At 30.1% G+C, this 14459-nt stretch carries 15 protein-coding genes; 9 read left to right on the top strand and 6 right to left on the bottom strand.

Features of this window, described 5'->3' with window-relative positions; genetic code table 11:
* Positions 1-11: 11 nt before the first annotated feature.
* The gene (locus ABDX67_RS03445) at positions 12-653 is read left to right on the top strand and encodes a hypothetical protein (protein ID WP_347173559.1); all 642 of its coding nucleotides are present in this window, start codon (positions 12-14) and stop codon (positions 651-653) included.
* A 64-nt stretch (positions 654-717) separates the two neighbouring features.
* Here ABDX67_RS03445 and ric read toward each other — a convergent pair whose 3' ends face one another.
* The 3 genes from ric to greA all read right to left on the bottom strand — a co-directional run bounded on the left by ric (position 718) and on the right by greA (position 2528).
* Complete coding sequence (gene ric, locus ABDX67_RS03440) at positions 718-1443, bottom strand: iron-sulfur cluster repair di-iron protein (protein ID WP_347173558.1); 726 nt, start codon at positions 1441-1443, stop codon at positions 718-720.
* A 46-nt stretch (positions 1444-1489) separates the two neighbouring features.
* On the bottom strand, positions 1490-1927 hold the full coding sequence (locus ABDX67_RS03435; RefSeq protein ID WP_347173557.1) for an RrF2 family transcriptional regulator: 438 nt from the start codon (positions 1925-1927) through the stop codon (positions 1490-1492).
* 127 nt (positions 1928-2054) lie between these two features.
* Positions 2055-2528: a transcription elongation factor GreA gene (gene greA / locus ABDX67_RS03430; protein WP_347173556.1), complete on the bottom strand. Its 474-nt coding sequence runs from the start codon at positions 2526-2528 to the stop codon at positions 2055-2057.
* Between the two features lie 118 nt (positions 2529-2646).
* Between greA and ABDX67_RS03425 the strand changes: the two genes are divergently transcribed.
* From ABDX67_RS03425 to ABDX67_RS03400, 6 genes are all read left to right on the top strand, one after another.
* Positions 2647-3072, top strand: coding sequence for a hypothetical protein (locus ABDX67_RS03425; RefSeq protein WP_347173555.1), 426 nt, complete (start codon positions 2647-2649; stop codon positions 3070-3072).
* 59 nt (positions 3073-3131) lie between these two features.
* A complete protein-coding gene (locus ABDX67_RS03420) occupies positions 3132-4289 on the top strand; it encodes a 5-(carboxyamino)imidazole ribonucleotide synthase (RefSeq protein ID WP_347173554.1) in 1158 nt (385 codons plus the stop codon).
* Between the two features lie 85 nt (positions 4290-4374).
* Positions 4375-4854, top strand: a complete 480-nt coding sequence (gene purE / locus ABDX67_RS03415) for a 5-(carboxyamino)imidazole ribonucleotide mutase (protein WP_347173553.1) — start codon at positions 4375-4377, stop codon at positions 4852-4854.
* A 17-nt stretch (positions 4855-4871) separates the two neighbouring features.
* Positions 4872-5483, top strand: a complete 612-nt coding sequence (locus ABDX67_RS03410) for a hypothetical protein (RefSeq protein ID WP_347173552.1) — start codon at positions 4872-4874, stop codon at positions 5481-5483.
* Positions 5484-5527: 44 nt separating this feature from the next.
* Positions 5528-7549, top strand: coding sequence for a M3 family metallopeptidase (locus ABDX67_RS03405; protein WP_347173551.1), 2022 nt, complete (start codon positions 5528-5530; stop codon positions 7547-7549).
* Between the two features lie 56 nt (positions 7550-7605).
* Positions 7606-8823, top strand: a complete 1218-nt coding sequence (locus ABDX67_RS03400; RefSeq protein ID WP_347173550.1) for a carboxypeptidase-like regulatory domain-containing protein — start codon at positions 7606-7608, stop codon at positions 8821-8823.
* Positions 8824-8831: 8 nt separating this feature from the next.
* On the opposite strand, the gene ABDX67_RS03395 is transcribed toward ABDX67_RS03400, so the two are convergent.
* Together ABDX67_RS03395 and ABDX67_RS03390 are read right to left on the bottom strand one after the other, a co-directional pair.
* Entirely contained in the window at positions 8832-10073 is a 1242-nt protein-coding gene (locus tag ABDX67_RS03395) for a glycosyltransferase family 4 protein (RefSeq protein WP_347173549.1), read from the bottom strand.
* The gene (locus ABDX67_RS03390; protein ID WP_347173548.1) at positions 10074-10598 is read right to left on the bottom strand and encodes a heme-binding domain-containing protein; all 525 of its coding nucleotides are present in this window, start codon (positions 10596-10598) and stop codon (positions 10074-10076) included.
* A 45-nt stretch (positions 10599-10643) separates the two neighbouring features.
* On the opposite strand from ABDX67_RS03390, the gene lpdA reads away from it, so the two are divergent.
* Both lpdA and ABDX67_RS03380 read left to right on the top strand, forming a co-directional pair.
* Positions 10644-12044: a dihydrolipoyl dehydrogenase gene (gene lpdA / locus ABDX67_RS03385; RefSeq protein WP_347173547.1), complete on the top strand. Its 1401-nt coding sequence runs from the start codon at positions 10644-10646 to the stop codon at positions 12042-12044.
* 109 nt (positions 12045-12153) lie between these two features.
* Entirely contained in the window at positions 12154-13368 is a 1215-nt protein-coding gene (locus ABDX67_RS03380) for a hypothetical protein (RefSeq protein ID WP_347173546.1), read from the top strand.
* Between the two features lie 2 nt (positions 13369-13370).
* Here ABDX67_RS03380 and ABDX67_RS03375 read toward each other — a convergent pair whose 3' ends face one another.
* Positions 13371-14459: an acyltransferase family protein gene (locus ABDX67_RS03375; RefSeq protein ID WP_347173545.1), complete on the bottom strand. Its 1089-nt coding sequence runs from the start codon at positions 14457-14459 to the stop codon at positions 13371-13373.

Genomic DNA, 14459 nt, shown 5'->3' with positions numbered 1-14459 from the left:
AATCAATAAAAATGTTTCTCAAAAAAAATTATTTACTTCCATTATTATTTTTTACTTCAATTTCATTTTCACAAATAAAAGACACTTTTTATGTTAATGATGTAAAAACAATTGAATATGTTACAGTAAATTATTCTGTAGATAAAAATGGTCAAATAAATAAGGTGATTTTAATTCCAAAAATGACAACTTATAAAAATGACAATGCTTTAAAAAAAGTTACTAGTTTTTTAAAAAATTTCGAGTATGAATTAGATAGTGAATTAATAAACAATAATATTGATTTTACTTTTTTATTTGTGAATAAAAAATATGAAAACTCAACATTAGATGAGTCAGATTATTCAAAATGTTCTGAGTATAAAATGGGGCAATTCAGATATAAAGATGTTAGAGTTTATGAAACAGAAATTAATAGAGGAAGAGAAATTCAAAAAGAAAAAAATAATAATATTGACGCCGAATTAAAAATCACTTGGAATAATCCATGCGAATACGAATTAGAGTTTATAAATGTTCGGCGAAAAGAAAATCAATATTTAATTGGAGTAAAAATGAAAACTAAAATAATAGGTTTATTAAAGAATAGCTACATTTACAAAACAAATTCCAATGGAATGATTTTCGTTGGAGAATTAATAAAAATAAATTAAAAAAAGCAGTAACATACATAGGGATCCGTTACTGCTTTCTCAAAATATTTAGGGGATATTTTTTTTACTTCGATAATTCTTGTTCTAATTTAATTCCTCTTTTAAACAAGATATTATTTTCTAAATGAATGTGTTTATGTAAATCTTCCTCAAATTCTTTTAACATAGAAAATGCAACTCTATACGTTGTACATGCATCCGATGGCGGCGTATAATTATCAGTCAATTCTGCAATTCTTCTAAAACGCTCACCTTCTACATCATGTTCGTGATGCATCATTGCAATTGGGTTTTCTACAGTTTCGAAATTTGGCTTTTCATAAACTCCGCCTTCTTTCTTTAATTTTGCTAATTTCTTGAAAAACGGAAATAAAATCAATTCTTCTTTTTTCATGTGCGTAGTTAAAGCATCAGCAGCACCAAAAAACAATTCTCTTAATTCTAATAACTCTGGATGTCTTTCGCCATGAACTTTACTAATTTTATCTACATATAGTTTAATCGGTGGAATACTTTTTTCTACATATGTATGATGTGTTTCTACAACATAATCTGATAAAAAGTCGATTCCCCAATTTTGATATAAACTAGATTGATCTTCTTTGGTTTTCATTTGATTTTCTAAATCTTCTAAAACCTCTTCTAAACTGATACCTTTCTTTTCTGTAACAGTTGCTAAACTTCTATTTCCGTTACAGCAAAAATCTATTTTATATTTGCTAAAAACGGCTGCGGCGTTGTAATTTTCTGCTACAATATCGCTTACTAATGTGTCTGCTTGTAATTTCATAATTTATTATTTAAGACATTTTTATCCTTTACTTATTTAATTTTTTTTACGCTCTTTTTAACCAAGTTAATCCACCGTCAATTTTAATTGCTAAATCGTATAAATTGGTGTTTTCTAACATTGCTTTTAGTTCTGTTCTTACTTTTAAAAATTGATCGTGAACTGGACACGGAAACTGATCGTCACACTGTGTTAACCCTAAACCACAACCGTTATAAACTTTATCGCCATCTAAAACTGTTACCACATCTGCCAATGTTTGATTTTTTAAATTTTCTTGCGACATTATAAAACCTCCTGTTGGTCCTTTAGTTGAATCTATAATGTTTGCTTTTGATAATTGTTGTAAAATTTTTGCTGTAAAAGCTGATGGTGAATCAATTTCTTGCGCAATTTCTACCAAACTAACTTTTGTGTTAGAAAGTGAACTTTGTGCTATAAATAGCACTGCTCTTAAACCATATTCGCAAGATTTTGAAAACATATATTCGTTTTTTACACCACAAAGATATTCAATATTTACATAAAGGACAAATTTATCCTTTATTATTTTTATGTAAAAAAAACCTCATCAAAAAAGACAAGGTTTTTAAAAATTATTTTGATAAATATTATCTAGATATTTCTAAAATTTCAAACTTCATAATTCCGTTAGGAACCTGAATTTCAGCAATTTCTCCAACCTCTTTTCCTAACAAACCTTTTCCTATCGGAGAATTAACAGATAATTTTCCGTTTCTAACATCAGATTCAGAATCTGCAACTAACGTGTAAGTAAACTCCATTTTATTTGCAGTGTTTTTTAACTTCACTACAGAATGAATCAATACTTTTGAGGTATCTAATTGAGATTCATCAATAATTCTTGCATTAGAAACCACATTCTTTAATTTTGCAATCTTAAACTCTAATAGAGATTGCTCTTCTTTTGCTGCATGATATTCTGCATTTTCACTTAAATCACCTTTATCGCGTGCATCTGCAATTTCTTGCGTAACTCTTGGACGCTCTACATGTTCTAAATGCTCTAATTCTTCTTTTAACTTTTTAAGTCCTTCTGGCGTATAGTATGATACTTCACTCATAATCGTATAGTTTTAAAATACAAAATCTCATTACCGTTTTATCAGAATGAGATTCAGTTACAAATGTACAAAATATTTGTAACTTGCAATCGTTTTAATATCACACAAACATTTGTCAATGAAAAAAGTCATTTTTGCATTTTTAACAGTTCTAGTTTTTAGTAATTGTTCTTCAAGTTTTCAAAACAACGATATATTACCGTATGTTCAAATTAATGAAACGGTAGATTTAAGTTTGCCAGAATTTGTGGATTTAAATGTTCCAGGAAATTGGGCTTATGGAAGTGGCGGAATAAAAGGTGTTATTATTTATAATATAAACGGAACACAGTTTAAAGCTTTTGAACGTGCCGCTCCGCACCTTCAACCAAGTTCTTGTTCTCAAATGGTGGTAGAAAACGGTTTAAGAATGAAATGTTCTTGTGATGATAGCGAGTTTAACATCTTAAATGGTGCACCTTTAACAGCTGGTGTTACGTATTCTGCTAGAGAATATTTAGTAACCAATTTAAACGGAACGGTTTTACGAATCACTAACTTTTAGTAGTTCTAAATCAAATAGATTGTTATTTTTGCAAGAACAAACACAACAAACCTACTAAAGTGAAAAATTACTTTTCTTCCGATTTTAAATTAGGCGTTTTAGGCGGCGGTCAATTAGGAAGAATGTTACTTGCCGAAACTCAAAAATACGATATTTATACAGCAATTTTAGATGCTTCACCTGAAGCTCCTTGTGCGCAAATTTGTAATGAATTTCATGTTGGAAATTTATTAGATTTTGATGCGGTTTATAACTTCGGAAAATTGGTTGATGTTCTAACCATTGAAATTGAACATGTAAATATTGATGCTTTATATCAATTAGAAAAAGAAGGATTGAAAATTTATCCGCAACCTTCTGTGATTGAAATTATTCAACACAAAGGAAAACAGAAAGATTTTTTTGTTGAAAATAACATTCCGACTTCACCACATCAACGTTTTGCTACAAAGAGCGAATTAATTACTGCTTTTGAAAAGAACAAATTTCAAATCCCTTTTGTGTGGAAATCTGCACAATTTGGTTATGACGGAACTGGCGTAAAAGTAGTTCGTACAGAAAAAGATGTTCAGAATTTAGCAGATACAGATTGTATTATTGAAGAATTAATTCCGTTTAAAAACGAATTAGCAGTAATTGTTGCTAGAAATTTTGATGAAGAAATTAAAACATATCCTGTTGTAGAAATGGAATTTCATCCAGAAGCAAACCAAGTTGAATATGTAATTTGTCCTGCAAGAATTGATGCTTCTGTTGCTACAAAAGCAAGAGAAATCGCTTTAAAAGTTGCAGAATCTTTTCAACATGTTGGTTTGTTAGCTGTAGAACTATTTCAAACAGAAAACGATGAAATTTTAGTGAACGAAGTAGCACCAAGAACACATAATTCTGGGCATTATTCTATTGAAGCTTCTTATACAAATCAGTTTGAACAACATTTAAGAACGGTTTTAAATCTTCCTTTAGGAAATACCGATAGTAAAGTTGCCGGAATTATGGTAAATTTGGTTGGCGAAGAAGATTTTTCTGGCGATGTCGTGTATGAAAATATTGAAAAAGTATTACAAATTGATGGTGTTACACCGCATATCTACGGAAAAAAGACAACCAAACCATTCAGAAAAATGGGACACGTAACTATTGTAAACACTGATATTGACAAGGCGAGAAAAATGGCTCAAAAAGTTAAAGAAACGATTCGAGTGATAAGTAAATAACACGTCATTACGAGCTTTAGCGAAGTAATCTCACAAATTAAAAACAGATTGCTTCATTTCATTCGCAATGACTAAATAAATTATTATGGTAGGAATTATAATGGGAAGCGATTCAGATCTTCCAATCATGCAAGAAGCAATCGATATTTTAGAAAGTTTTGACATTCAAATTGAAGTAGATATTGTTTCTGCTCACAGAACTCCAGAAAAATTAGTTGACTATTCAAAAAATGCACACTTACGCGGAATAAAAGTTATAATTGCAGGCGCTGGTGGAGCAGCTCATTTACCTGGAATGGTTGCTTCTATGAGTCCGTTGCCAATAATTGGTGTTCCTGTAAAAAGCAGAAATTCTATTGATGGTTGGGATTCTATTTTATCAATTTTACAAATGCCTGGTGGTGTACCAGTTGCAACAGTTGCTTTAGATGGCGCAAAAAATGCCGGAATTTTAGCGGCACAAATTATCGGAGCTTCAGACAAAAATGTACTCGATAAAATTATTGCTTACAAAGAAGAATTAAAGCAAAAAGTTGAACAAGCTTCTGATAGAGTGAAGAAATAGTTTTTATCTTTACATCTATGAAAAAGAAAACACTCACAATAATATTTATTGTATTTACAGTATTTTGCTATTCTCAAGATAAGAAAGAAGGAAATAAAATTTTCTTTGTAGATTTTTTTGTTGGTGGCTCAACTTATTCTAACGGAAATGTTAATAGCGGATTATCAATAAATTTTCAAAACAATAAAGATTTATTTACGTTTAGAACAAGTAACTCTAAGAAATTACAAGATAATGCAACAGTAATTTTCTGGCTTCTTCCATTTTCGTTTTCGGCTACTCCAAAAAATTCTCAAGAATATTCTTTTCTTTATGGTAAAAGGTTTATTAAAAATGATTTTTCGTATTCAACATCTATTGGAGTTTCTTTAATCAAACACAATACAATTGATCCAATATTTCAAGAAATAGGATCTAGTGAATCTACTTTAGGAATTCCTTTAGAATTTAATCTTAGATGGTTTAGAGGAGATAAAAAAGCAAATAAACTTTTGGGATTAATTCCCATAAGCAAAGAAACTGGTTTTGGTGCTAGTAGCGGGCTTAAACTTTTTGCAACAATTTCTAAAAAATCGTATGTTGGTTTAGCACTCAATTTTGGATTTGGTTACTATAAAGATTACAAATAAATTATAGAATTTGTATCTTTGAATTTCTTAATTAATTCCAATAAATGAATCCACTTTTACACCATTTTAATACTGCTCCTTTTTCAAAAATTTCAAACGAAGATTATAAACCAGCCATTAAAAAAGCCATTGAAATTGCAAAAGAAGAAATTGATAAAATTGTTCAGAATCAAAACGAACCAACTTTTGAAAATACCACAGTTGCGTTGGATTTTACTGGTGAAAAACTAGGAAGAATTACCAGTATTTTCTTCAATTTAAATTCTGCAGAAACCAACGATGAAATTCAGAAAATAGCACAAGAAATTTCTCCTTGGTTAAGTGATTTCTCTAATGACATCAAACTAAATAAAGAATTATTTGAACGCGTAAAATCAGTTTTTGATCAAAAAGAAACATTAGATTTAACTGCCGAACAACAGATGTTGTTAGAAAAACAGTACAAAGGTTTTGCTAGAAACGGTGCCAACTTATCTGAAGAAAAAAAAGCTGAATTGCGTAAAATTGATACTGAATTATCAAAATTATCTTTACAATTTGGAGAAAATGTATTGGTAGAAACCAATGCTTTTGAGATGCATTTAACAAAAGAAGATGAAGTTGCTGGTTTGCCAGAAAGTGTAAAAGAAGCTGCAAATCAACTTGCAAAAGAAAACGAAAAGGAAGGTTGGATTTTCACCTTAGATTATCCGAGTTATATTCCTTTTATGACTTATGCTAACAATCGTGAGTTACGAAAAAAACTAGCAATTGCTGCAGGTAAAAAAGCATTCCAGGATAACAAATTCAACAATGAAGAAATTGTTTTAAACATCGTGAAATTACGTCACAAACGTGCAAATTTATTAGGTTATAAAACACATTCGCATTTTGTATTAGAAGAGCGAATGGCAGAAACTCCAGAAAAAGTGATTATTTTTTCGAATGATTTATTAGTCAAAGCAAAACCAGCTGCTCAAAAAGAATTTGACGAATTAGAAGCGTATGCAAAAAAACTAGACGGAATTGATCAATTACAAAAATGGGACGGCGCTTATTATGCAGAAAAATTAAAGAAAGAACGTTTTAATTTAGATCAAGAAATTTTAAAACCGTATTTCAAATTAGAAAATGTAATTGATGGAGTTTTTGAAATTGCTAATCGTTTATATGATTTACAATTTGAAGAAGTTTTTAACATTGACACATATCACCAAGACGTTAAAACGTATAATGTAACAGATACAACTGGGAACTTTATTGCTGTTTTTTATGCCGATTTTCATCCAAGGAAAGGAAAACGAAATGGCGCGTGGATGACTTCATACAAACCGCAACAAATTAAAAACGGAATTAACGAAAGACCGCACGTTTCTATCGTTTGTAATTTCACAAAACCTACCGAAACAAAACCATCTTTATTAACTTTTAACGAAGTAACAACATTATTTCACGAATTTGGTCACGCTTTACACGGAATGTTAGCAAATACAACGTATAATAGTTTGTCAGGAACTTCTGTTTCTTGGGATTTTGTGGAATTACCAAGTCAAGTTTTAGAGAATTGGTGCTACGAAAAAGAAGCTTTAGAGTTATTCGCTAAACATTATGAAACTGGTAAAATCATTCCGATGGAATATGTAAAAAAAATAAAAGAATCAGCAAGTTTTCATGAAGGAATGCAAACACTTCGTCAATTAAGTTTTGGCTTATTAGACATGAGTTGGCATGGTAAAAATCCATCAGAAATTTCTTCTGTAAAAGAATTTGAAAATGACGCTTTTGCTGAAACAAAATTATATCCTGATGTTGCAGAAAACTGTATGAGTACTGCTTTTTCTCATATATTTCAAGGCGGATATTCAGCCGGATATTATTCTTACAAATGGGCAGAAGTTTTGGATGCAGATGCTTTTGAATATTTCTTAGAAAAAGGAATTTTCAACAAAGAAGTTGCCACAAAATTTAAAGAAAATGTCTTATCAAAAGGTGGAACAGAAAAACCAATGGAATTGTACAAACGCTTTCGCGGACAAGAACCAAAACCAGATGCCTTATTAAAAAGAGCAGGTTTAATCAACAATTAACTTTTTCTTGTTAAAACATTCAATTGAAGTCCTTATTTTTATCGAAACTATTTTCTATGAAAAAAGGACTTTTAACCTTTCTATTATTCTGTATTTCAATTTCCGTTTTTTCACAAACTTATATTGAAGGAAAGGTAACCACAAATACAAACGAAATTTTAGAAGGAGCTTCAGTCTATTTAAATAATACCACTATTGGAACTACTACAAATAGCAAAGGAGAATTTACATTAAAAGTACAAAAAGGAAATTACGATTTAGTTGTTTCTTTTATTGGTCATACTACATCAAGAATTAAAGTAAATACAAATTTAAAAGTCGATTTTCTACACATTAAATTAACTCTAGAAGTAAATGTTTTAGATGAAGTTGTTCTAAGGAAAACTAAATACGATGATGATTGGAAATATAATTTATCTCGATTTAAAAGTTTGTTTTTAGGAAAAACTAAATTAGCTGAAAAAGCTATTATTTTAAATCCAAAAACACTGCATTTTGAATACAATATAAAAACTGACGAATTAATTGCTGATGCCAAAGAACCACTTAAAATTAAACATGAAAGTTTAGGATATTTAATTACTTATGATTTGGTTCATTTTTCTGTAAAAAAGAATCGTTTATTTTTTAGTGGTTACGCCAGATACACCAATTTAAAAAAGAAAATAAAGAAGAAATGGAAACGAAATAGGCTTGAAGCTTATAACGGATCTCAAATGCATTTTTTAAGAAGTTTACTAGAAAAAAACCTTACTGTTGATGGTTTTGTAATAAATCAATTTAAAAGAGAATTAAACCCAGAAAGACCAACTGATGCAGATATTAAATCCGCTAGAGAATTAATTTATCTAAATAGAGAAATCATAAATTATTCAAAAAAGATAACAATCCCATTAACTCCCTTAGATAGTGCTTTAGTTATTGTACAAAAGAGTTCAAAACCTAAATATCAAGATTTTTTATATAAAAGAAATGTTGATTATAACGAAATGATTTCTTTTGAAAAGCAAACTCCATTTCTTGATTTTGAAAACCATCTTTCTATTATTTATAAAAACGAAAAAGAAGAAGAAAATTATTTAAGAGGAATGTTTGGTAAAAGAAAAAAAGCATCGGGAGTTCAAACCTCAAACATAACACTAATAAACGGAAAATCTATTATTGATCCAAGTGGTGTTTTAGTAAATCCGAATGCTATTTTTATAGAAGGTTATTGGGCTTTTGAATCTTTTGCAAACATGTTGCCACTAGATTATATTCCAATAAAAAATTGATTTTTAACTTATTTTTTATTCTTTTCTTCAATCCATTTACTCATGTATTTTGTGCTTTGTAAAGTTTGATGTTGTAGTAAATTTCCTAAAAAATTTTGTATTCTGTGTTGTGTAATTTCTTTTTGGAGTAACGATAATTGGTTTATAAATTGTGTTCCAATTTTTTCTTTATCGTATATTTTATTGATGATTAGAATTCCTTTTTTCTGAGATTGATTCCATAAATTTTTATCAGAATAAAGTGCAATCGCTTTTTTAGAAAAAAGGGGAAAATCATCTTCGACAAAACCATTCCAAGGGAAATTATCGTGCATTCCTTCTGCTCCAATTGTAGTTGTAACACTCGGTGTTCCAGACAACATTGCTTCAGTGAGTTTTCCTTTAATTCCTGCACCAAAACGTAACGGAGCTAAAACTACTTTTGCATTTTGCACTACTTCGTTTGCGTTTTCTACAAAACCTTTTACAATAAAGCCCTCTTTTTGGTTATGTAATTGCTGAATTTGTTCAGTTATATAAGCTCCATAAATATGAATTTCTGCTTTTGGAATTGCTTTTCTAATGGCGCTCCAAATGTGTTTTTTTAAAGTAATAACAGCGTCAATATTAGGTTTGTGAAAGAAATTGCCAATAAATACAAAATGGTTTCTTTTAGAAAAATCTTTCCATTTTTTAGTTTGATGTTCATCTATTTTATCCAATAAAAAAGGTAAATAATACAAAATATTTTCATCAATCTTAAAAACAGATTTTAGCAAATCTATTTCAAAAGTAGAAATAATTAAAGATAAATCGCAACGTAAAATTGCAGCAATTTCTCGTTTAGCAATATCAGAAGTTAATAATTTTTCAATTGTAAACTCTTCTTGTTTTTTGATTGCTTCTTCTCTTACTTTCCGCAAACAATGCAAATCTTCTGTGTCTAAAATCCGGATTGCACTTGGACAATTTTCCGCAACTCTCCAACCAAATTGTTCTTCAATCATAAAGCGATCAAAAACAACAATTGTTGGATTTAACTCTTTTATAAAATCATCAAAAGAATATGAATTTAATTCAATAGCAACCTCATTAACTCCAATAGATTTTAAATCAAAAGCATTGTTTGTTTTTTGGGTAGTTGTAGCAAATGTAATTGTATAATTTTGTTGTAAAAACAACTCAATGAGTTGCAACATTCTACTCCCAGCAGCCGAAGAATTTGGCTCAACCCAAACAGTTCCTATTATTAAAACAGATTGATGAATCAATTAGTTTGCTTTTAATTGTAATGCGTAATTAGACTGAACTCCTTTTGCCCAATCTACAATTAGTTTAATCTGTGCATCGGTTAAATTTGCTTCAGAATGCGTCCAAGTATAAGAATCTAAAGGCATGTTTTTCTTTTCAACTTCTTCGTGTAATTCTTCAAACTTATGCTCTTTTTTCTTTAAAGAATATTCACTCCAATTAGAAAAATTTAATTTCTTTTTCCCAACTTTCACATGATCATCCATCCAATAATTAATAGGAGTAATAGTACTATACCAAGGATAATTTGTAGTATCAGAATGACAATCAAAACAAGACGATTTCATAATTTTATAAACTTCTTCTGACGGATTTGTCTCTTCAATAAAAGTTGCTAAAGAAGTTAAATCTCCTTCGTTTTTTTCAGGCCCAAAAAACTGAGCAACAATAAAAACAAATAACAGCAACCAACCTATTTTTTTTAATAATTTCATTTGTGTAGATTTTAAAGAATTAAAGATAGTAATTCTTCTCGATTCTATCATTTTTAAACAATAATGTTTACTTTTGTATTCCAAAATTATATTAAAATGAAATACGACATCATCGTTATTGGTTCTGGTCCTGGAGGATATATAGCTGCAATCAGAGCTTCTCAATTAGGCAAAAAAGTAGCAATTATTGAAAAATATTCAAACTTAGGAGGAACATGTACAAATGTTGGATGTATTCCATCTAAAGCTTTGTTAGATTCTTCGCATCATTTTTACGATACGGTAAATCATTTAGATGCTCATGGAATTTCTGTTGAAGCTCCAAAAGTAGATTTCTCTAAAATGGTTGAACGCAAAGCAAATATTGTTGAAACAACTACTGGCGGTATCAAATATTTAATGGACAAAAACAATGTAGATGTTTTTGAAGGATTAGGTTCTTTTGTTGATGCAACAAATGTAAAAGTTACAAAAAATGATGGTTCTTCAGAAACTATTGAAGGAACAAATATTATTATTGCTACAGGTTCAAAACCATCAACGTTGCCTTTTATCACTTTAGATAAAGAACGTATTATTACTTCTACTGAAGCCTTAAAATTAAAAGAAATTCCAAAACATTTAATCGTAATTGGTGGTGGTGTTATTGGATTGGAATTAGGTTCGGTATACAAACGTTTAGGCGCTGATGTAACTGTTGTAGAATATGCTCCAAAAATTACTCCAACGATGGATGCTGATGTGTCTAAAGAATTGCAAAAAGTACTTAAAAAACAAGGAATGAAATTCGCAGTGAGTCATGGAGTAACTGCTGTTGAAAGAAAAGGCAATGAAGTTATTGTAAAAGCTACAGATAAAAAAGACAGAGAAGTTGAGTTTAAAGGTGATTACTGTTTAGTTGCTGTTGGGCGTAAACCTTATACTGAAGGATTAGGTTTAGAAAATGTTGGCGTAAAATTAAACGAAAAAAAGCAAGTTGAAGTAAACAGTCATTTACAAACGTCTGTTGCTACTATTTATGCAATAGGTGATGTCATCAAAGGTGCCATGTTAGCGCATAAAGCAGAAGAAGAAGGTGTTGTTGTTGCAGAATATTTAGCTGGACAAAAACCACATATCGATTATAATTTAATTCCTGGTGTTGTATATACATGGCCAGAAGTTGCTGCTGTTGGTAAGACAGAAGACGAATTAAAAGCTTCTGGTGTAGCTTATAAAGCTGGAAAATTTTCAATGCGTGCTTTAGGAAGATCTAGAGCGAGTGGAGATTTAGACGGATTTGTAAAGGTATTGGCTGATAAAACTACCGATGAAATTTTAGGAGTTCATATTGTTGGTGCTCGTGCTGCAGATTTAATTATGGAAGCTGCTGTAGCAATGGAATACAGAGCATCTGCTGAAGATGTGGCTAGAATTTGTCACGGACACCCAACCTATTCTGAAGCCATTAAAGAAGCGGCAAAAACTGCTTGGGACGGAATGCCATTAAATGCTTAATTTATTTTTTAAATAAAAACAAGATTAAAAAAGCAACTCTACTTCGGCTACGCTCAGTAACCAAAAGAGTTGCTTTTTTCTTTTTAAAACTTTAGCGTATTTTTATCGAATGCAAAAATGGTGCTTTCTTGTATTTTTCCTTTTCTCAATAATTTCTTTTTCACAAGAAAAAGACAGTTTGTATTTTAAAAACGGAATTGAAAATCCGAGTTTACTAACAACACATCATTTTGGTATTTTTAGTGCAAGAATCAATCAAAATTTTAAACGGACAGCAGCAAAAAAAACCACATTTACGTTTAGCTCAGAAAGCGGCAATACATTTCATCCTTTTGTAGAAATGTACATACCAAAAGACCCAGCCATTAGAGAAAATTTTAGCAATACTATTTGGTATGATAGACAATTTACTTTTATCAATCAAGCAACAACTCCTGCAGAATATTCTAACATTATTATCGACGCCGTTATAAGAGGTTTTCGGTTGCAAGTTGCATTCCCGATTGCCAAAGAACATGAACTCGGAATTACTCTTCGCTCCTATTTAATTACCAAAGGAAATGACCCTTTTTCTTTGATTACAAGTGATGAAAGCATCGAATGGTTTCACAGCAATATTGCTGGAGGAGAGGATCCTTACGGACGAAGATATTACGGATTAAATCAAGTTCATTTTAAATATACTGATAGAAATGGAAAGATTTTAGAATTAAAAAATAACGATTTCTTTTTAGGCGGAATTGAATTCAATCATCATTATTATCCTAAATTTTTAATCAATAAAAAACAAAATTTGTTTGTCAATTTTGGCTCACACTTAGGAGTCAATACTTCCAAATTTAATTCATCTATTGATGTTGGGTTTTCTGCAAATCTGATTCATAAAATTCAACTACAAAATAAAAACGAATTCAATATTGCTATAGGTGGAAGTGTGCTGAGAAAAAACCTCATCAACTTTAAAGATGCAATTGACTTAGGGAATAATAAATTTTTAGGAAGTGTAGAAAGTGAAATAGAGTTTACAAAATTTACACGAAAAAAGAACTATCATTCTTTCGGAATTCATTATCAAATTCAAACAAGATATAACAAACATAAGGAAGCTAGTTATTATCATCTAAAAGGAAAATGGAGAGAAATAAAAGCAGGTTGGCAACACGGATTTACAACGTTGTATGAAGGTTTATCTGCTTGGACTTTTTTGTATTCTTACAGAAGACCAAACTATAAAATTACCTTGTATTTAAAAGAAGATTTATTGGTAAATAATGCGCCAGATGCACAAACTGGAATCAGTATTCAAATTCCGATTTCTAATTAAGATTATACTTTAATAAATATTCTTTTTTTGTAAAGAATATAAGCAATCAATACGTAAAAACTTACCACAGCTAACGCGTAACTTAAAGACGCCAATTTATCTATAGAAATTACACTTGTAAAGAATGTTTTATATAACCAACCATGAATTGTTGTGTCTCCTACTTTTGTTAAATAGAACACTTTTGTAATAAAACTTGAGGCAAAAAAAATGACAATTGCATTAGATCCAACATATTTAAAAATAGATCCAATCGCTATTTTTTTTACATCATTTATATAATATAAAATGCTTAAAAAAACAGTTGCCCAACCAGCTGTTACTAACACAAAACTGCTAGACCAAATTGCTTTGTTGAACGGAAACCATACATTCCAAACGTATCCTAAACCAATCATTATTGCTCCCAAAGAAAACAATTTAATAGTTTTCATAGACTTTTGATGTAGCATAATTTTTCCAATTAAGACACCAATTAATGAAGTTGCAATAGCTGGTAAAGTACTTAGCAATCCTTCGGGATCATAATCTTTTTTCCAAATATGACCTTTCATAAATGTAACATCAACATAATTAGCCCAATTATTTGTAGCTCTATCAAAAGTTGGAAGTGTTCCGTCTGGCAACGGAATAAAACCTAACCAAATCCAATAACCAAAGAGTAAAATGAATACTGTTCCTAAAAGTATTTTCCAATTAAAATGCAAACTTAATATTGCAGCAAAAAAGAAAACTACTCCAATTCGTTGTAATACTCCTGGAAATCGCAATCTTGAAAGATCTTTTATAAATGGAAAATAAGGTAAAAATGCGGAAAGAAATAATCCTAATCCAATCAATTTTAGACTTCTGACTCCAATTTTCTGGTAGGTTTTAACATTTGGTGATTTGTTCTGATATGCAAAAGCGATAGAAACTCCGACAATAAATAAGAAAAAAGGAAAAATTAAATCTGTTGGTGTATACCCATGCCATTCTGCATGTAATAATGGTGGATAAATATGCGCCCAAGTTCCTGGAGTATTTACCAAAATCATGGCAACAATTGTTAAACCTCTTAATATATCTACAGATTCAATTCTTGCATTCAT

Source organism: Polaribacter uvawellassae (assembly GCF_039748955.1).
Lineage (GTDB): Bacteria > Bacteroidota > Bacteroidia > Flavobacteriales > Flavobacteriaceae > Polaribacter > Polaribacter uvawellassae.
Note: the sequence above shows the minus strand (reverse complement) of the source record. Positions and strands in the feature narration are given on the sequence as shown.